Source organism: Pleomorphochaeta naphthae, from assembly GCF_055396005.1.
The window spans coordinates 1,226,565-1,246,244 of the sequence record NZ_AP042457.1; the positions used below are offsets into that span (position 1 = coordinate 1,226,565).

Consider the following 19,680-nt stretch of genomic DNA (forward strand, 5'->3'; position numbering starts at 1 on the left):
TATTATAATATTGGGGCAAATAATCTAAGGATTAATCTGAAAAACCTTTTTATTATATTAACTGATATAACGTCATTATAATTTATCTGATTACTTACAACAAATAAATTTTCCATATCTTTTTTTACATCTTTTACTACTGATGAACCAAAAAAAGCAACTCCACATTCAAAATGTAAATAAAATGATCTATAATCCATATTAACAGTTCCAATAATCGATACCTTATCATCTGAAACAAACATCTTTGAATGAATAAAACCTGGTGAATATTCATATATTTTCACTCCAGTTTTTATCAAATCTAAATAGTATGATTTTGAAACTTCATTTACATATTTTTTATCTGGTATATATGGTACAACTAATCTGACATCAATTCCACTTTGAGCCGCAATAGACAGAGCATTAAACATACTTCTTGTAATAATAAGATAAGGAGTAGTAATCCACACATAATCTTTTGCCATGTTAATTATCTGTAAATAAGAAGTTTCTGCCATAGCAATCTCATCTAAAGGATTATCACCAAAAGGTTGTACAAAACCATCATTATTAGCCTCAAAGGTTGGTTGGAACTTAGTAAGATCACCTTCAAGTCCATTTGTGATGTCCCACATTGATAAAAATAAAACCGTAAAATCCCAAACTGCAAAACCTACAATCTTTACAGCTGTATCTTTCCAATGTCCAAATCTTATAGTTCTATTTATATATTCATCCGCTAAATTAATTCCACCAGTAAATGCAACGTTGCCATCTATTACTACAATTTTTCTATGATCTCTATAATTCATCCGGCTATTAACATGAGGTTTCACAGGATTAAAAGCCTTAGCCTTAAAACCCATTGATCTTAATTGTTTTGCGTAATTACCAGGAAGTCCACCAATACAACCAAAGTCATCATAAAGAATTCTTATATCCAAACCTTCCTCTTTTTTTTGTAGAAGAATTTCTAAAACCTGATTCCACATCTCCCCTAGCGAAATTATAAAAAACTCTAAAAAAATAAATTTCTTTGCTTTTTTCAATTCCTCAATAAAATCAGGGAAAAAATCATCTCCTAAAGGATAATATTTAGCTTCAGTTTTTTCCCAAGGTGAACTAAATGCAGAATTAGATATATAGCTAGATTGCCTGGCAAAATCTTTATCAACCGCATTTAATTTTTTGTATACTGCTTCTTTACCAGTATTAAATTCTCTTGTCCTATTAAAATTTCTTACAAATTTGGATAATCTTTTTCTACCGGTTAAAGTCAGAGTTTTCTTGCCGAAGATGAGGTATAACAGAGCCCCATATACGGGAAATATCATAATTATTAAAAGCCATCCTATAGCATACTCAGGCTCATGTTTATTAAATATTACCCATAGTCCAAAAACGAAAGAAATCCCCACAAAAATTTGGGACCAAACAGTATTATTTACGGCTCTTGAAAAAAGCAATATTATAATAACAAGTTGAGCCGCTATTAAAATGGCTGAGAAAAACAATCTACTTGTAATAATTTTTATTAATTTTTTCAATTTTTAATTCCACTAGTCAAAAGCTAAATTCTCAGAATATATCACTTTATTTTCAAAAATTTAAATATAAGTTATTCTAGAAATTAGTTATTATAATTCAGTTTCTTTACTAGCATTAACCCAAAAATCAATTGGATAAACAGTATATCCGAACTTAGCAGACAAAGTACTAGGATCAACTTTAAAAATTAAAGGTAACTCATGAATATATGTACCCTTCTCTATTTCTTTTTTTATTAAATGATCAGGCAATATAATCTCAAGCGCCAATTTATTGATTTCAGATTCTAATGGATCAGTAAAAATTGATTTCGTTCTAAATCTAACGTTATCAGATAACAAATTAACTTCAGTTAAATCAGTTAAAATGTACTTAGCAATTAAGTAAGCTATACTTTCTTTTACTACTCCAGCAGGTCTATCTCTATTCATTAATAGATACCATCCAGCTCCCTTGTCAAACTTCTTTGTCTCTTCACTTTTGACACGAATTAATTTACCCGTAATAGCAGGGTTTAACATTGGAGAGCAATAAATTCCCAAATTCATTCTTTGTGCTAATTTTACAACATTAACTGGACCTTCTTTTTGAAATTCAGGTAGTATTTGGAAAAAAGTTTCTTTATCCATTAATATGTCTCCTTAAACTAATTTATTAACCCACAATTTAAATCGGGCAATACTTTTTATTATTCTAGCATTTTTTTATTTTTTTTACAAATTATATATTTTTAGCTTTTTCAGCTTTGAGTTTTTCATAAGCCTTAGCATCACGTAGGGAAAACTCACAACCACAATATTTCTGTCGATATAAACCTAATTCTTTACTTAGTTTTATACTATTAGCATATCCATCTTTTTTCTTAAAGTTCTTTTCAACAAATCCATCATATTTACTACCTATTTCGAATATCCTCAAACTATTTTTGTAACGACTCACCGTTAAAGTAGTAGTGAAATATTTAATAGAAAGTTCTTTAGCTTTCTCGTATGTTGCAGCTAAATTATAATCAAAACAAATAGAACATCTTTCCCCTCCCTCTTTCTCATCTTCAAAGCCTTTAACTTTCTCTAACCAACTATTATGATTATATTCATTTCTAAGTACTTTGAGATTGTGAAACTCGGCAAGCTTAATAAGTTCTCCAAATCTTTTATAATTTTCTTCTTTAGGATATATGTTATCGTTAGAAAACCAAAGAATGACTTCATAGCCTTCATTAATTAATCTTTCAACACATGTGGTACTACAAGGTGCACAACAACAATGTAATAATATTTTTTTATCATTATCAGTTTTCTCTAACATCAATATTCCTTTAATTTCTTGAATCTCCATAATTATATATATTATTTACAAAAGTAACAACTAATTTTAATTTCATAATAATTTGTTTTTTTTAATTTTTTTGTTTAATATAGTAAATACTAATGATAAAATAATCTTAAACATTTTGAGGAGTTTTCTATGAAAAGTAAATATGGTGCTCTAGCTGCTATAATTATATGTGTTACATTAGGTTTTCTACCCATTGCTGGTATTATAAAAATTATTGGTATAATTCTAATCTCAGCTACTATTATTTATATAAACAGATCTATTTTTTATTTTATTCACGCAAATAGACTTTATATGAGCAAAAAAGAAGAGAATAAAGAAAAAACATGGCTATACTATAGAAAAGCATATAATGCAAAACTTGTTGATAAATATAAAATAACTATGGCTAGTATTATAATTCAAAAAAACGATCATAATTTCGGTGGAGAAATTTTAGATTCAGTTATTAATCATTCTAAAGATAAAAAATTAGTAAAACTAGCTAAAATACAAAAAAGCATGGTATATCAATTAAATGGGGACATTGATAATGCAATCAAAATTTTAGAAGAAGTTAGACATGGTGGTTATTGTGATAAAAACTTAATGATTAATCTAGAAACCTATGTTTTGTATCAAAATAATCTAAAAAAAGCTAAAGATTTACTTAAAGATACTCTTGAACAAGAGAATACAAGTAGTGGAATAGCTGATAACCATGGTTGGTATTATATTCTCACGGGGAAATGGGAGAAAGCTTATAAACTATATATAGATATATTAGATCGCAAACCACGTTTCCCAGACCCTTATGTACATGCAGCTCAAGTATTTTTGCATTACAATAATATTGAAAAAGCTATTGAATGTTTGAAAGAGGCTGCTAACAAAATGTGGACTAATACAATATTCTTTAAACAAGATATATTAACTCAAATGATAAATGGGTTAGAATCTGATAATAAAGATTATATTGTCGCTTGTATTAATAGCAGTGTAGAAGAAGTTGCAAAAGGTGAATCTTACATACTATTAGATGAAGCGACGGCTAATAAAATAATGAAAAAACCTTTTGAGAGAGAACCTGTTGTAGTGAGTAAAAAAGAAATTGAAGATAAGGATGAATTAGTTGATGATATCGACGACGAAGATCTCCCAAATACTGAATTAACAGAAGAAGATTTGAAATGGGCTGAAGAACATAAATAAATTTTTAAACTTCACAAATTAATTTTAAATTTCATATTGAACAAAACAATATCTTATGCTAAATTTCATCATACATGCCGGCGTGGTGAAATTGGTAGACACGATAGACTCAAAATCTATTGGGGGCAACTCCGTATCGGTTCAAGTCCGATCGCCGGTAATTAAGATTGTTACAATGTAACAATCTTTTTTTATAACTACAAAATAATCAATTGAATTTGTTCAATGATATTAGCGAATTTATATAAATATAATAAGGACACTGAAATTAATATTTATGCTTAAGTAAGATTCCATCTAAAAAAAATTGCAATTGATTTTACCTTTATTAAAGAAACATAATTATACATAATAATTTATAAAAATGATTAATGGGTGTTTTATTAAAATTACTATTGAAATAAATTACTTTTATATTTAATATGACCCTAATTTGTTAAAAATCAATGATTAAAATTATAGAAATTATGATAAGAAAAAATTATGTGCATTTTCTAATATTTACTTAGAAATATAACTTTTTTTATCAAACTTAAATATATAGCAACTTAAACTTATATACTATATAATAATTTATATAAAAATATTAGGAATATATTAATTAATCATTATTTTTAACTTAAATTTACTACACATGAAAGATTCGGAGGGAATCAAATGAATATAGCACTAATAATTGCTGGTGGAAATGGCCAAAGAATGCATCAAGACATACCAAAACAATTTATTAATGTAGAAGACAAACCAGTAATAATATATACTTTAGAAGCTTTTCAAAATCACCCAGATATTGATTCAATTTTTGTTGTATGTTTAGAAGGTTGGCATGAAATATTATCAGCATATGCTAATCAATTTCAAATAACTAAACTAAAAAAAATAATTCTTGGTGGAAAAAATGGACAGGAATCTATCAAAAATGGGGTTTTCGCTATAAATGAAATATATAATAGCAATGATATAGTTTTAGTTCATGATGCAATTAGACCTATGATTTCATCAGATATAATTTCAGATAATATTGCAAAATGCAAACTTTACGGCTCTGCGATTGCTTCTATTCCTTGTAGTGAAGCTATGCTTACAACTGAGACAAAGACAAAATCTACATCTTCATTTAATAGAGATAAATTAATGAGAGCTCAAACACCTCAAGCTTTTACTTTAAAAAAACTAGTTTGGGCACATGAAGAAGCGAAAAAAAGAGGAATAACTAATTCTGTAGCTTCATGTACATTGATGATTGAATTAGGTTCACAAGTTTACTTTTCGGCAGGATCTGAAAAAAATATAAAATTAACGACCCCAGAAGATATTGATATTTTTAAAGCCCTACTTCGAACAAAAAAAACTGAATGGTTGAAATAAATATATATGTTATTTAACAATAAACTTTACAAAGAAGACTTATTAAATATCATTTCAGATAATGATTTTAATCAATTGCAAGATTGTAATGTTCTAATAACAGGGGCTTCAGGAATGATAGGTTCAGTTATTGTTGACTCATTATTATTAGGCAATGAACTTTTTAATCTTAATATTAAGGTGTTTGCTTTATCACGAAATAAAAATTCATTACTTCGTAGATTTAAATCTAATATCAATAATCCTTTACTTAAATTCGTTATCACTGACATTAATATTCCTTTAGATTTTGATTATAATTTTGATTTTATTATTCATGCAGCTAGTAATGCATATCCAAAAGCTTTCTCTGATGATCCAGTAGGTACATTAATGACTAATCTTAATGGTGTAAATAATTTATTAGATTATGGTAAAAATCATAATTTAAAAAGATTCCTATTTGTTTCTTCAGGCGAGGTTTATGGACAAGGAGAAAAAAATCTGAAATCTTTTATTGAAGACTATAGCGGTTATGTAAACCCAATAAATCCTCGCTCATGTTATCCTAATGGTAAAAGAGCCGCCGAAACTTTATGCGTCTCATACCAAAATCAATTTAATTTGGATACAGTTATAGCTAGACCTTGCCATACTTTCGGGCCTAGTGCAACTGTAAAAGATAATAGAGCAGCTTCACAATTTATAAATAATATAGTTAACGATCAAGATATTTTAATGAAAAGTGACGGACTTCAACTAAGATCCTACATCTATGTAAGTGACTGTGTTTCTGGTATATTTGCAGTTTTATTAAAAGGTGAAAAAGGAAATGCTTATAATATTGCTAATAAGAACTCAAATGTCACAATAAGAGAAATCGCGCAGAACCTAACTTCTTTGTATAATAAAAATATTATTTTTGAAAATCCGTGTGATAAAGAAAAAAATAGCTTTAACCCTGTATCACAATCAGTACTAGATGCAACTAAATTGGAAAATCTTAATTGGACAGCTAAATATGATATTATCGCTGCTTTAAAACGAACAGTATTAATATTGAAACAAATCAAACTAAATTAAACATTATACGTTTTGATTATATCATTCCTTCTTTAATGCTTAAAAAGTGTGCTAAGTTGAAACTTTTTCACCAGCACACTTTATCTAACCTTCTAAAAACTTGGGCTAACTAGCATCCATGTGCTGATATTCGATTATTCGTTTGTCTAAGATAATTCCTTTCTCAATAATAATAGCCTTTTGTAAGACTTTATTTGACATTAGATTATCTTCGACGATGTCATCTATATAATTTTTAACTACATTACTAATATTTTTTGAAGCTACATGTGGAAATAATGAAGGGGTGTGATCCACTACATAATGCATTACCCCATTCTCCATATAAACAGGGTTTTCAATTGTTGTGGGACGACTTGTTTCAATAGCACCGTTTTCATCACAACTAACATCAATTATAATTGATGGTTTTTTCATTCTTTTTAAGTCTTGTTTATAAATAATATGATCATCTCTGAAGGGATCCCATAAAATTCCATTTACTATTACATCATATTTCTCAATATCACTTCTCAAGAATTTCATATTATGTTTATTATAAATTGTTATTTTAGCTCCTAATGAAGTTAAAATATTATAAGCTCCTACAGACACATTGCCTCGCCCAATTATTGCGACATTACACTCAGTTGGTAATTTGCCAAAGAGTGGAAAGGCATGTAACACAGCAGCTTTACCTGCTAATTCACTATTTTTCCAAAATACATGACGACCTTTTTTATCCATATTCTCCCAAGCGATTGCTGATAAATTTTTTGAAACAATTAAATCAGTAACATCAGGGTTTTTAACAGCATGAATCCAACCAAATATAGTTTTCCCATTTTCTATTTCACTAAGATAATCAGCGTCACCTATTTTAGGCTCGCAAATTACATCTTGGTTAAGAGCTTCTCTCCTACTAACAACGTTTACCCCTACTTTTCTATAGTCCTCATCACTATATCCTAATAGAGAGCCATAACCTCTTTCAAAATATAAATACTTTTTATTTTTTATCCTTAATACATCTTTAGGAATTAATGCTCTTCGTCTCTCATTTTCTTTTGTACTTAATAAAAATCCTATTGTTTTGATAAGCGCCTCCTTAATTATTAATTTTTCTAGATAACCAACTTAGTTTGTTAATACTTGATTTGGCATAATAAGTTAGTTACCTTATTACATGTGTAACTTTTGCTTCATGCGTTAGTGAATGTAGTTAGTCGTATTACTTAGAAGAATATGTAAAATCTTTTCGTACAGAAAAGTTTATTAATTACAATTAAAATCGATTAAAGTAAAATATAATTTTTTTTAATTAAAATATTTAATATTTTACAAAATCTAAACTAATTATAACAAAATTTACAGAAATTAGCAAGGAACTAGTGTATTTGACACTTTTTGATACTAGGATTACATCATTTTTTTCAAAAAAAACTACTATTTATATTTCTTAAAAATTATGTTCTTTTACTAAAACAGTATCCTAATCTATTTTCTATTTAACCTGTTTGAAAGATTCAACCTATATCTACAGTAGCCTTAAATATAAATATCATACATAAGCTGTGTAGATATACTCTTATTTAATTTTTTCCAATATAAATATTGTTGTCCATAATAGGCAAACAAAAAACTCAAGTGCTATAAAGAATAACACTTGAGTATCAATATTATAGATTATAAATAATTAAATTTCATTAGCTAAATCTTAGTCGATACTGGAAAAATTATTTTTAAAGCTTCAGCTCCACTATAAACTATAGTTTCAATTTCTCCGTTTTCATCCCCAACAGAATATGTTAATGAAAGAGATGAATCTGGTGCATCATTATCCCAAAGGATATTCTTTATTTCTGACCAATAACTAGTATAATCTTTTTCTTGTTCTTGGGATTCAATCTCTGAGATAATATCTATAATTTGATTAATATCGGAATATGTTACTCCATCAAATTCAGCAATATCAAGTTCAAACGCAATTCTTCCTAGATATTCTGGCATTTGAGACTTTGTGGTATTAATTTCTAAATCTGAAACATTTTGTAATATTATATCTGCAAAAGACAGAGATAATGCTCCACCAAAAGTTGAATCAGATATTTCTTCTTCAGAATCGATTTTCAATTTAGCGTAGATACTAATTGGCATATAAGAAACATTATCGTTATCATCAGTAACATCATATAAAGTACAATAACTAGAAAGATTTAAATCTATTGAATTATTTCCATCTAAATTCATATTATCAAACATATCTAAAATTTGGGAACTAGTTGTTCCACTAATTTTTAAATCAAGTCAATCAATATTTGCGTTATAAGTTGAGTCATATTCATCAGTAAGTGAAAGTTGTTCATCTTCTAAAAATAATTCAATACTAGCATAAAGAGATCTTAATTGATTGTCATCGTTTAGAGCACTATCTATTAATTCAAATAATTTATTACAATTTTCAAAAGCGACATCTAAATACTCATAGCGATATGTTTCAATATATTTTTCCCCATCTAATGAAGATATATCTCCTAGCAGCAGGTAGTTATCAACATTTTCAATTATTGGAATATCCGCTAAAGATACCGTTTGATAAGAATGAAGTTCCTTTTCATTGCTAATTTGTTGTGATGCATCTTCACAACCAGTGAGAAAGATACTTACAATCAAAACAAATAATACACTGGTAATTGTAATAAATTATTTTTTCATAAAAATCCTCCGTTACAACAATAAACCAAGCATAATTTTTGATTAACAAATTTAATTGCTAGTAACAATAGATACAATAATAAACATTTACTTTACTAATTTATTTTTGTTAAAAGAACTAAATTTAATTAAACAAAATCATTACTTTTTAAAGTCATTTTCCTAGCAATTAGTATATTATTACTCATTTTTGAATTCAAATACTTGTTTTTTGTATTTATGATTTATATACAAATTATATTAAATTAGTAAAAAAATTATCAAATTTAAAATTTACAATAGAAAAATATTTCAACTATAATGCCATTTTTTACATCTTAAAATCAAATTGAATAATAATATTTTTATGTGAATTAAAAGACTTTAATTTTTTTACAATTCTGTTACTTGTTAATTAATATTAATAGTCAGTGTATTCTTAAAGTAATTTGAAAAAATAAAATTCTATTATCACATAGGTTATTTCAAAACATAACTAATTTTTCTAATTTTAAAATAAATTATCTATACGCCTAACTAATAATTCTTTGTCTCTTATATTAGTCTTTGCAAATACTATATCTAGAGCAACTCAATTCAAACCACCTATTCCATGTTTAAATTTTGTAATTAACAATAAATATTAAAATTGATATAGAGATTATATTTGTTAATGCTATTTGATATTAAATTATTTCTTAAAAAATTTGTTATAAATTATCAATATCATTGTCTTTAATTTACCAACTTATTTTTAAAATCATAAAAAAAGAGTACTACAAATTTGTAATACTCTTAATAATAATTTATATATACATTTAAATTTTAGGACCAAAGAAATGTAAGATTCTTAGATTATTACTATTTTTAAAGACTAGGTCTTCGCAACCTGCTGGAATAAAATATTGATTAGACTTACTTAATTCATAAGTTTGTCCGTCACACTCCATCTTTCCAGTTCCTTCAAGAACATAAATACCAGAAAATACATCTGTTAATTTTAATTCATAGTCACCACTTTTAACTTTTAAACCATATAAGGCAAACATTTCTGTTGATGAGTAATCAATTAAACTTTCGTAAACTGCAACTGGTGTTTGATCAAGTATTTTTTTCTTAACAGACCATCTATCTACCGCTTGTTGATATGTAAGCCCATCATAATGGAAACATTCAAACATTTTAACAAAACCTATTCCTTGGTGACACATTCTATCATCAATTTTTAACCCTGATTCTGTTATTTTTTCAACTCTAATAGTATAATCTGTTGGCTCTTGAATTTCAGCTAAAAAACAACCAGCCCCGATTGCATGAGGAACACCGCTGTTTATTAAATAAGTCTCACCTTGCTTTACATAAATTTTATGCATGCAATCAAGCATTCCTTGGATATCTTGAACATCAAAAAGTTCTTTCCACTTCTTTTGAGTTATTCCTTCTTTAAAACCTAAGTAAATACAAGGATCATCATTATTTATTCTTCTACCACCTAATACATGCCAACATTCAGTTTTTCCATAGGCACTGTGAAACAATTTTTTAGCTTTTTCTCTATCAGGGTGAACTTGTACAGATAATCTCTCATAAGAATCTATTAGCTTAATTAGAACTCCAGTTGTTTCTCCATATTTACCAACAAATTGCTTGCCAAGATAATGCTCTGGATCACTTAATACTAGTTCCTTTAATGAAATCTTTTCATCAGCTTCTATATAACTTAAGCCTTCATCTAATATATCTTCTCTACCTGCATTTCTAGCACTTACTAAACTCATAATCCACTCTTCAGGAAAATGATCATCTTCTGTATTAGGTGTTCCTTGTAACTCCCTTAACAGAGATCCACCTAAGTAAGTTCTCCAGGCCTTTGCTTTTTTTAATTTTACTGGTTGTACATTTGAAATCAATTTTTAACCCCTTGATATATTTTCGCTATACTTCAAAATCAATCCATATATATTCTGCTTTATAGCCTTGCTCCACTTTTACACCATGATTTGATGCAAGAGGTATATGAACGAAACAATTTGGTCCATATGCTGCTTCCTCATCATTAATTAAAAGTTTTATATGGTTTTCACTAAAACTATAAAAGATTTGATCTTGAGTTGGATGGCAATGAGGTGCCACCATATCTTCTCCTTCAGTCTCAACTGAGCCCATACTAAATCCTTTTATTAAAGAACTAGGTATAATCATTCTACTTATGGATTTTTCACTTTTAGATGCATCTCTATATTGCGGAGCATCTATATATTTTTGAGTATATGGAAATTCCTTGCTATCGAAATCACCTAAGATTGGCCATTTTATTTCGATTAACTCACTCTCACTTTGTGTTACAACATCAACTTTTTCATGTGGTAAATTTATAAATACGCCTTTTTCAAAATATTCATATTCTTTATTACTACTTAAAAAGGTCGCATTACCAGATAGGAGAAAAAAGATTGTGAAAACATCTTCACAAGGCTCTAATATATATTTTTCATTACTTTTAATTTTATGATAATATAAATTAGTTTTTTTCACTTCTCCGTCTAACACACTAACCCTTCTATATGGGGAAATTTCCCCAATAGAATATTTGTTTAATACTAAACTCATTATTAAACCCCAACCTTACATTAATCCGGGAAGCCAAAGGGTAACTGCTGGAACACAAATTACTAAAGCTAGTACAATTAACATTGCTACGTAGAACGGTAAGAAAGCTTTTATCGATTTTTCTAACGGCAACTTGGCTATCGCACAACCTACAAAGAGGGAATTACCTACTGGAGGAGTACAAAGTCCAACACCTAAGTTTAAAATCATTATTATACCAAATTGAATTGGGTTATAACCAATTTGAGTAATTACTGGTAAAAATACAGGAGTTAACATGAATATTAATACTGCCATGTCCATAAACATACCGGCAAAAAATAAGATTATATTAATCATTAACATTACAATAATTGGGTTTTGTGAGATAGTTAATAAGCCGTTTGATACATAAACTGGTACTTTTAAATAAGATAATACATAACTAAACATTGATGACATTGAAATAACTGCCATAATTATTGCAAGGGAGCCAAGTGAATCTTTAATTACTCCAACTAGCTTCTTAAAATTCATTGTCTTATATACAAAGAACGTAACAAATAGCGCATAGACAGTTGCAACTCCAGCTGATTCAGTTGGTGTGAAAATACCTGCAACAATACCACCGATAATAATTACGATTGTAAATAATCCAATTAATGAATCAATAATAGCTTTAACGCCTTCGTTAAATTTATATTTTCCACTAGTTGGATAATTTCTTTTTTTAGCGATTATATATGCAACAATCATTAGTGCACCAGTTAATAATATACCTGGGATATAACCTGCAATAAATAAATTACTTAATGATAATCCACCAGCAGCCATTGAATAATAAATCATATTTTGGCTTGGAGGAATAATAATACCTTCAACTGATGAAGTAACTGTAACAGCTACACTATAATCTTTATCATACCCTTGTTTTTCCATAGCAGGAATTAACATAGCACCAATAGAAGACACATCCCCTACAGAAGATCCTTGAATACCACCAAAAAGCATACTTACAATAATATTAACCATTGCAGATCCGCCTTTAATTCTTCCAACAAGTACGTCTGCAAATTTCATTAGCTTATCGCTAACTCCCCCTGCAGTCATTATATTTGCTGAAAGGATAAAAAATGGAAGAGCTAAAAACCCAAAATTATTTAGGGAAATAACCATTCTCTGAAACAATAGAAATAGATTAATATCTAAAACTAAAGCTGTGATTACACTTGATAAACCTAAAGCTAAAGCAATAGGAAAACAATTTATCATTAAAATGGCGAGTATGCCAAATAGTAATATAATTCCAAGAGCTGTACTACTCATTTTTAATCTCCTTCATAGCAGAAATATCTGATTCACTGTTTTCTATGGAATAATCTTGATGTAGTTTTTTATAAAATAATGCGACTGAATAAACTACCATTAATATTGCTGACAATAAAACTGGAAGATATAACAATACTTTGGGGATTCCACTTACTGGCATTTTATTTGTTGAAATAACTAATGAAATACGAATAATATTTACAGCCATAAGTGTAAAAAAGAATATAAATAAAACTGCGTTAGAAAGAGATATTATTTTTTTCTTTTTTGGTGAAAATTTATTATAAGCTATAGTTAAGCTCATGTGATTTTCAAAATATAACTCATTTGAAATTGAGAAAAACCCAAACCAAATTAATAACATTAGTGTTATTTCTTCTGACCAAATTATTGGACTGTTAAATAAATATCTAGCAAATACAGAAGCAAAAACTATTGCTAGCATAATCATAAGTAATGCTGAACAAATATTTTGAACGACATTAATCATTTTTTCGATAAATGAATCTAATTTATTCATTTTATTCTCCCTACGTAAAAACAGCTACTTTCTAGCAAATAACTCACTAGAAAGTAACTAGTATTATTTTAATTTAACTATTTTAAAGCGTATACTTTTTCAATTAATGGAGCTAAATCTGAATATTGGTCATATACAGGTTGAACAACTTCTTGGAATTCTTCAACATTTACTTCATAAATATTGCTACCTGCTGCAATAACTTTTTCCATACTTTCATTTTCTTTAGCTACCATAGCTTCTCTTTGCCATAGTGATGCTTCATAAGCACAATCTAAGATAATTTGATATTGTTCTTCAGTGATTTTACTCTTTGCTTTATCACTCATTAAAATAACACCAAAGCTAGCTGTGTGTCGGTCAACAGTATAGTTTTTAGCAACTTCATAGTGACCTGATGTATCATAACTTACAAAGTCATTTTCAGCACCATCAATAACACCTGTTTGTAATGCTGAGAATACATCTGAATAAGCCATTGGAGTAGCTACTGCACCGAATGATTTAATCATAGCAATGTTTGAATCAGAATTCATAACTCTAATTTTCATACCCTTTAAATCTGCTAAGCTTTTTACAGCTTTATCTGTTGTGTAAAAACATCTCCAACCAGAATCTAAATATGCTAAAATGTTCATTCCTGTAAGATCATGGAACTCTTCATTTAAAGCTTGTCCAATTTCACCATCAGTAACAGCCCAACGTTGTTCATCATCTACGAAAATGTATGGAAGATTAAATAATTGGAAATTAGGATCATATTGAGCTAATTGAATGATATTAACTCTAGTTAAATCTAATACGCCAGCTTTAACTTGTTCAATTGTTTCATTTTCATTACCTAATTGAGCATCTGGATATACTTCAATATGAATTGCACCATTAGTTGCTTCTTCAACTAATTCGCTAAATTTTACATTAACAGCACATAAAGGTGTTGATAATGGACTATTATCAGCAAGTTTAAATTCAATTGGATTTTCAGGTGTTGCACCCTCTTCACTTGAACCACTTGCGAAAACTGAACCAACTACTAATAACAAAATAGTAGATATACAAAATACTTTTTTCATAAAAACCTCCTCGAGAAAATTTGCTTCTCGAATAAAATCTTATATTTTTTTAAACAAACAATATGTTTGTAAAATGTTTAAATTAATTTATTGTTTCTCTATAGCTTTTGAATCTATATAAGCCTTCATATCCACCTCAGAACGTTCGATATGACGTTTCATCAATAATGAAGCTAAAGCTTTATCTTTATTCTTTATAGCTTCAAAAATTCTCTTATGTTCTAAAAGTCCTGTTTGAGGACCAATTGCTTGGTTTGATTTGTATTGGTATGTAATTAATACATCATGAAGAATGTCCATTATTTTTGCAGCTAATGGGTTCTGTGTTCCTTTAACAATAATGGTATGGAAATTAAAGTCTGCCTTATAGAATTCTTTATTATCATATGATTCGTAATTTATCATTACATTTAAACATTCTTCTAAATCTTTTATATTTTGTTCTGAGTAACAATCTATAAATAGTTCAATGCAAGATGGCTCAATGATTTTTCTAAACTCTAATACTGTCAATGCATCAAAATCATCAAATAACATAAAAGGAATTAAAGAATTCATCATTGGAGGAATAGCACTATCTGATATAAAGGTACCGTTTCCTTGAATACGTGTTAATACATTTAATGCAACCAATTCATCTATGGCACTTCTAACGGCAGCTCTGCTTGCACCAAGTTTCTTCATAAATTGTGGTTCAGTATAAATCTTATCACCTTTCTTCCACTCACCATTGCCTATTTTCTCTTTGATATAAGCTAAGACTAAAGCGGATGCAGGTTGGTTGCCGTCTTTCATAATTGAAACTCCATAAATTAAAATTCATCATACCATTGACTATATAAAATAATCACTGAATTTGAAGTCATTCAAATTCGTACGATGTTTATCTTACTATGAAATATCGAATAGTCAAGAAAAAATTTAAATTAAATTTCAATTATTTTATAAACTTTATAAAATATCTCAGCTTTAATCGATTAATTTGTTATTATATAGTGAATTAGCTCATTAAAAAAATATTTTAAATAAATTTATTCATTTCCAATAAAAATTTTAATATACTAAACAAAAATTAAGTATCAATAAAAAAGGTATGATGAATTTAATATTTATAATTTGTATTCATCATATCTTTTCAATTTTTGACAAGATATATAATTGGAAAAACTATTTGTTAGGAATGCTAAAATTGATTAAATATTATTTTTTGATATATGATTGAATATCTAAAGACCATTTACAAAAGTATATAAATTTTATGACGGAATAAAAAATAATAAGGTAAAAAAATGCTTACTAAAATTACATATATCTTTTATTATCTTTAATTCTTAGAGTTGCCAATTTAAATACCTATTTAAACATTACTGTGGAAATTGCTGTTATCATTAGTTTTATTTCAACCTTTCCTACGTATTACAAACCCCTCGATTAAGAATAAAGACTATTTGTCATCTAGGCTTAACCTATTACAGTTTTGACTGGTATTTGTCACTTTTTTTGACAACTCATACTCATTATCTTCTTTATATCTTGTTTCTGTTCGTAACTTCGAAACTTTGGATTAGGTTTTCTTCACACCTCACAATACTGCACTTGCCATCAGCTAGTGGTTATTTCATTTTTTTTAAATGAAATTGCCAAACCCACAGTGGACTTTCACTACCTAGATGTTGCCCATGCTGGGCAAACACTAAAAAACCAAGCATTACAAATTGCTTGGTTTTTTTGAAATACTGTTATTAATTAATTTTATTCTACATTTAAACTAGATAGTAATTAATATATAGTAGATAAGATACTGTTTAAATAAATCTTCATCTACCAAAGTTGCACTATTTATTACTCCCTCAGCATCAGCGAGTACGAATTCTACAGAAATATGATCGTTTGAGGTATTTCCCCAAATATTATTTTCAATATCTTCCCAAACATCAACATAATCACTTGCATCTATTTGACTTTCTAAGGAATCACCCTCGGATGAAAGAATATCAGAAATAAGATTTTCTATTTGGATACCTACATATTCGTAATCAGCACCATTGAAAGAATCTATTTCATCAATACTCAAATTTGCTGAAAAAGCACCCAAAGCACTATTTTCGGTATTTATTATCCTTGCTGCAAAGCTATAATCTAAATGTCCAGAAAGTGTCATATCAGAACTATCATCTTGGTCAACATTTAAACTTAAATCTATACAATTAATACCACTATTATTTATAGGCTCTGATATTAGCTCAGTAGTAAAATACGTCGAAAGATCTAAACTCATTTCTTTATCAATTTCATTAAAGTCTTCATTAAGTAAATCTGCAATAGGATCATATAAATTACCACTTGCAATTAAATCTAACCATTCAATATATAAAGAGACCGTAGAGGAGTCGACATCATCTGGCTCAAAATATAAAGACTCGTCATCTATGTGAAAAAGTATATCCATAGATATATCTTTTGTACTAGATACTGTGCCATCTTCATAATTTAAAATAATATAAGGAATAGTCTCTAAACTATAAGCAATTCCCCAAAATGTACGTTGTAGAGCAACCGAAATAAACTCGTCTTCATCAAAGTCGTAAAACTCATCATCTCTTAATGGATCATACAAATCAGTATCCTCAGCATCAAGAATATCACTTGTCCCAACTTCTTTAAAAGAGTGAACTTCATCATTGAAATTTTGTGAAGCAGTATCATCACAACCAACTAACAAAAATGCAAACAAAGAGAACAAAACTATAGTAAGACTTTTAAACTTTGCTTTTTTCATTTTAAACCTCCGAAAAATGTTATATATTTCATTTTTAAAATAAAATAATTTCTAATTAAGTAGATTACATATTGATATAAGGAAGTTTAAATGAATATAACAAAATACATGTTATAACAAATTGCATTCTACAATGCTTATATTAGTGAGATTTTACACAACTGTCAAATAAATAATACACACTATTTATGGATTTTATTTATTAACACATAAACGTTTATTTCAAAAAAATTAGGTATAAAACAATACTAGTTCAATATTAGTTACATTTAAATAAGTATTTTATAAAATTTATTTCTTGCTTTAGATAAAAAAAAATAGCAATTATTTACATTGCTATATTATCTAGAAAATTTCTCTTTTACTTTATATAAAACTGGGTATATATTTTTGTAAAAAGTCATTTGCATTAGCATTAATCTATGATTGTTTCTAGGGCGATTTCCATCATTTGAGTAAATGTTGTTTGTCTATCTTTTGGGGCTATGGCTTTATGTCTTACTAAATCATCGCTCACTGTTAAAAGAGTTAGAACTTCAACACCAAATTTAGCTCCAAGAGCATATAATTCAGCACTTTCCATTTCAACTGCTAAAGTCCCATAACTTTTCATTAATTGATTAATTTCATTAGCATTATCCATATAAAATAGGTCAGAAACTAAAACTGTTCCAACTTTTGTTTCTAATTTACTTTTTGTTGAAATATTATATGCCTTATATAATAAATCAAAACTAGGGACTGCTGAAAAATTTATGTTATTAAAACGAGTTTTATATATGTTGCTATCAGTATGTGTACCATTTACTAAAATTACGTCTTTTAAATTAACTTTTTCGCTTATGGATCCACAAGTACCAACTCTGATTAGTTTTTTACAAGAATAATCGTTTATCAATTCATTTGCATAAATCGAAAATGATGGCATTCCCATTCCTGTCCCCTGAACGCTAACTCTTTGCCCTTTATACTCCCCTGTAAAACCTAGCATTCCTCTTATATCTGTATAGCAAAAAACTTTTTTTAAATATGTTTCTGCTATAAATTTTGCTCTTAAGGGATCTCCTGGCAATAATACTTTATCTGAAATTTCACCGCTTTTTGCACCAATATGTAAGCTCATTTACCCCTCCATTAGTTTAATAACTTTATCTACTGAATTCAATTCATTACCTTTTATTATTTGCATTGAACAAGCAAACATCAAGTTTATTGGATAATCAAAATTCTCTATAACATTATCACAAATATCAAGGCCATTGTTATCTAAACTAGGTATTTTATCTCTCATTATTCTAGTATCTTCTAAAACTCCAATTAACTTTTTACCCTTTCCGTATGCATAGCCACATTCAAAGGATACATCATTATTTGTTTCTAAGCCATGAAAACCATCAAGGGTTGCAACTACATAGTCACACTGATCTATGAGTTGTAATCTATTGTGGAAATTAACTACTGCATCAAATAATGGATCTTCATTTTTACTTTCTATGTAATTGTCCAATGGAGATATTGCTTTATATCCTAACTCTTCATACTTTGATTTTAATTTTTCAAAATAAGCTATACTACTTTCATCATATCTATTCAAACTTGAAATATAAATAGTTTTACCTTTTTCAACCTTTTCAATATGATTACAATCAATTTGATTAATATTTGCTTCAACTCTTTTAATTGGAGATATTCTTCTCTCTTCATTTATATCCTGCATTAAAGTTTTTAGACAATTTTCAAAATTGCCTTCTACCAATTTTGTTGAAGCACAGATAGAGGAACAAAAGGGTAAATTATAATATGGATAAAGTTTTTCATTTTCATCTACTATTTTATTATTTATTAACTTAGCATTTTGGCTTTTTACTACCATATTTCTTAAGTCTCTAGTATATCCATAGCATTTGCCACCTTTTGAATATATCCAACCGATTTCAAATATTGTTCCACTATCAGGTTCACATCCTCTAAAAAATTCTAAATCTGCTATAATTGTTGTTGTTTTTTCTACTTGATCTATCAAATCTCTAAATATTTCTTTTGCATTTTCTCTTAAATCTTTACTATCAAGTTTATATTCTGTAGAGGTTGGTAATGCTACATTAAAGCCATAATATTCAGCTAGCTGTTTTTGAGAATACCAAAGACTATAGCCTCTATTATAAAAACACTCAGGTCCTGCTATATACAAGTTTTCTTTATTATATGGATTATACATCATAATT

18 protein-coding genes and 1 tRNA gene are annotated in these 19,680 nt (G+C 28.0%); 4 read left to right on the forward strand and 15 right to left on the reverse strand.

Features of this window, described 5'->3' with window-relative positions; all coding sequences use genetic code 11:
* Window positions 1-2: 2 nt before the first annotated feature.
* The 3 genes from cls to ACZ5SO_RS05625 all read right to left on the reverse strand — a co-directional run bounded on the left by cls (window position 3) and on the right by ACZ5SO_RS05625 (window position 2,841).
* Entirely contained in the window at window positions 3-1,532 is a 1,530-nt protein-coding gene (cls, locus tag ACZ5SO_RS05615) for a cardiolipin synthase (protein ID WP_464627367.1), read from the reverse strand.
* Window positions 1,533-1,622: 90 nt separating this feature from the next.
* On the reverse strand, window positions 1,623-2,162 hold the full coding sequence (locus tag ACZ5SO_RS05620) for a hypothetical protein (protein ID WP_464627369.1): 540 nt from the start codon (window positions 2,160-2,162) through the stop codon (window positions 1,623-1,625).
* Between the two features lie 91 nt (window positions 2,163-2,253).
* Window positions 2,254-2,841 (reverse strand): epoxyqueuosine reductase QueH, encoded by a 588-nt coding sequence (locus ACZ5SO_RS05625; RefSeq protein WP_464627370.1) that lies wholly within the window; start codon window positions 2,839-2,841, stop codon window positions 2,254-2,256.
* A gap of 159 nt (window positions 2,842-3,000) precedes the next feature.
* On the opposite strand from ACZ5SO_RS05625, the gene ACZ5SO_RS05630 reads away from it, so the two are divergent.
* The 4 genes from ACZ5SO_RS05630 (at window position 3,001) to ACZ5SO_RS05645 (ending at window position 6,492) form a co-directional block, all read left to right on the forward strand.
* On the forward strand, window positions 3,001-4,062 hold the full coding sequence (locus tag ACZ5SO_RS05630) for a tetratricopeptide repeat protein (protein WP_464627371.1): 1,062 nt from the start codon (window positions 3,001-3,003) through the stop codon (window positions 4,060-4,062).
* Window positions 4,063-4,138: 76 nt separating this feature from the next.
* Window positions 4,139-4,222: transfer RNA gene (locus ACZ5SO_RS05635), tRNA-Leu, on the forward strand.
* A 497-nt stretch (window positions 4,223-4,719) separates the two neighbouring features.
* A complete protein-coding gene (locus ACZ5SO_RS05640) occupies window positions 4,720-5,430 on the forward strand; it encodes an IspD/TarI family cytidylyltransferase (protein WP_464627373.1) in 711 nt (236 codons plus the stop codon).
* A gap of 6 nt (window positions 5,431-5,436) precedes the next feature.
* Window positions 5,437-6,492 (forward strand): NAD-dependent epimerase/dehydratase family protein, encoded by a 1,056-nt coding sequence (locus ACZ5SO_RS05645; RefSeq protein WP_464627374.1) that lies wholly within the window; start codon window positions 5,437-5,439, stop codon window positions 6,490-6,492.
* A 105-nt stretch (window positions 6,493-6,597) separates the two neighbouring features.
* On the opposite strand, the gene ACZ5SO_RS05650 is transcribed toward ACZ5SO_RS05645, so the two are convergent.
* From ACZ5SO_RS05650 to ACZ5SO_RS05705, 12 genes are all read right to left on the reverse strand, one after another.
* On the reverse strand, window positions 6,598-7,587 hold the full coding sequence (locus tag ACZ5SO_RS05650) for a N(5)-(carboxyethyl)ornithine synthase (RefSeq protein WP_464627834.1): 990 nt from the start codon (window positions 7,585-7,587) through the stop codon (window positions 6,598-6,600).
* 594 nt (window positions 7,588-8,181) lie between these two features.
* A complete protein-coding gene (locus ACZ5SO_RS05655; RefSeq protein ID WP_464627375.1) occupies window positions 8,182-8,733 on the reverse strand; it encodes a hypothetical protein in 552 nt (183 codons plus the stop codon).
* Between the two features lie 45 nt (window positions 8,734-8,778).
* Window positions 8,779-9,144: a hypothetical protein gene (locus tag ACZ5SO_RS05660; RefSeq protein WP_464627377.1), complete on the reverse strand. Its 366-nt coding sequence runs from the start codon at window positions 9,142-9,144 to the stop codon at window positions 8,779-8,781.
* A gap of 839 nt (window positions 9,145-9,983) precedes the next feature.
* Window positions 9,984-11,075 (reverse strand): type I phosphomannose isomerase catalytic subunit, encoded by a 1,092-nt coding sequence (locus tag ACZ5SO_RS05665; protein ID WP_464627379.1) that lies wholly within the window; start codon window positions 11,073-11,075, stop codon window positions 9,984-9,986.
* A 25-nt stretch (window positions 11,076-11,100) separates the two neighbouring features.
* Window positions 11,101-11,775: a hypothetical protein gene (locus ACZ5SO_RS05670; RefSeq protein WP_464627380.1), complete on the reverse strand. Its 675-nt coding sequence runs from the start codon at window positions 11,773-11,775 to the stop codon at window positions 11,101-11,103.
* Window positions 11,776-11,790: 15 nt separating this feature from the next.
* Window positions 11,791-13,080 carry a TRAP transporter large permease gene (locus ACZ5SO_RS05675; protein ID WP_464627381.1) on the reverse strand — a complete coding sequence of 430 codons (1,290 nt, stop codon included), beginning with the start codon at window positions 13,078-13,080 and terminating at the stop codon, window positions 11,791-11,793.
* A complete protein-coding gene (locus ACZ5SO_RS05680; protein WP_464627382.1) occupies window positions 13,073-13,603 on the reverse strand; it encodes a TRAP transporter small permease in 531 nt (176 codons plus the stop codon). Before ACZ5SO_RS05680 ends, ACZ5SO_RS05675 begins: the two co-directional genes overlap by 8 nt.
* A 77-nt stretch (window positions 13,604-13,680) precedes the next feature.
* Window positions 13,681-14,676, reverse strand: coding sequence for a TRAP transporter substrate-binding protein (locus ACZ5SO_RS05685; RefSeq protein WP_464627384.1), 996 nt, complete (start codon window positions 14,674-14,676; stop codon window positions 13,681-13,683).
* A gap of 87 nt (window positions 14,677-14,763) precedes the next feature.
* Entirely contained in the window at window positions 14,764-15,471 is a 708-nt protein-coding gene (locus ACZ5SO_RS05690) for a FadR/GntR family transcriptional regulator (protein WP_464627386.1), read from the reverse strand.
* A gap of 973 nt (window positions 15,472-16,444) precedes the next feature.
* On the reverse strand, window positions 16,445-17,455 hold the full coding sequence (locus tag ACZ5SO_RS05695) for a hypothetical protein (RefSeq protein ID WP_464627388.1): 1,011 nt from the start codon (window positions 17,453-17,455) through the stop codon (window positions 16,445-16,447).
* A 415-nt stretch (window positions 17,456-17,870) separates the two neighbouring features.
* Window positions 17,871-18,578 (reverse strand): purine-nucleoside phosphorylase, encoded by a 708-nt coding sequence (gene deoD, locus ACZ5SO_RS05700; RefSeq protein WP_464627390.1) that lies wholly within the window; start codon window positions 18,576-18,578, stop codon window positions 17,871-17,873.
* Window positions 18,579-19,676, reverse strand: coding sequence for a nucleoside 2-deoxyribosyltransferase (locus tag ACZ5SO_RS05705; protein WP_464627391.1), 1,098 nt, complete (start codon window positions 19,674-19,676; stop codon window positions 18,579-18,581). It abuts the gene before it with no gap.
* Window positions 19,677-19,680 lie beyond the last annotated feature (4 nt).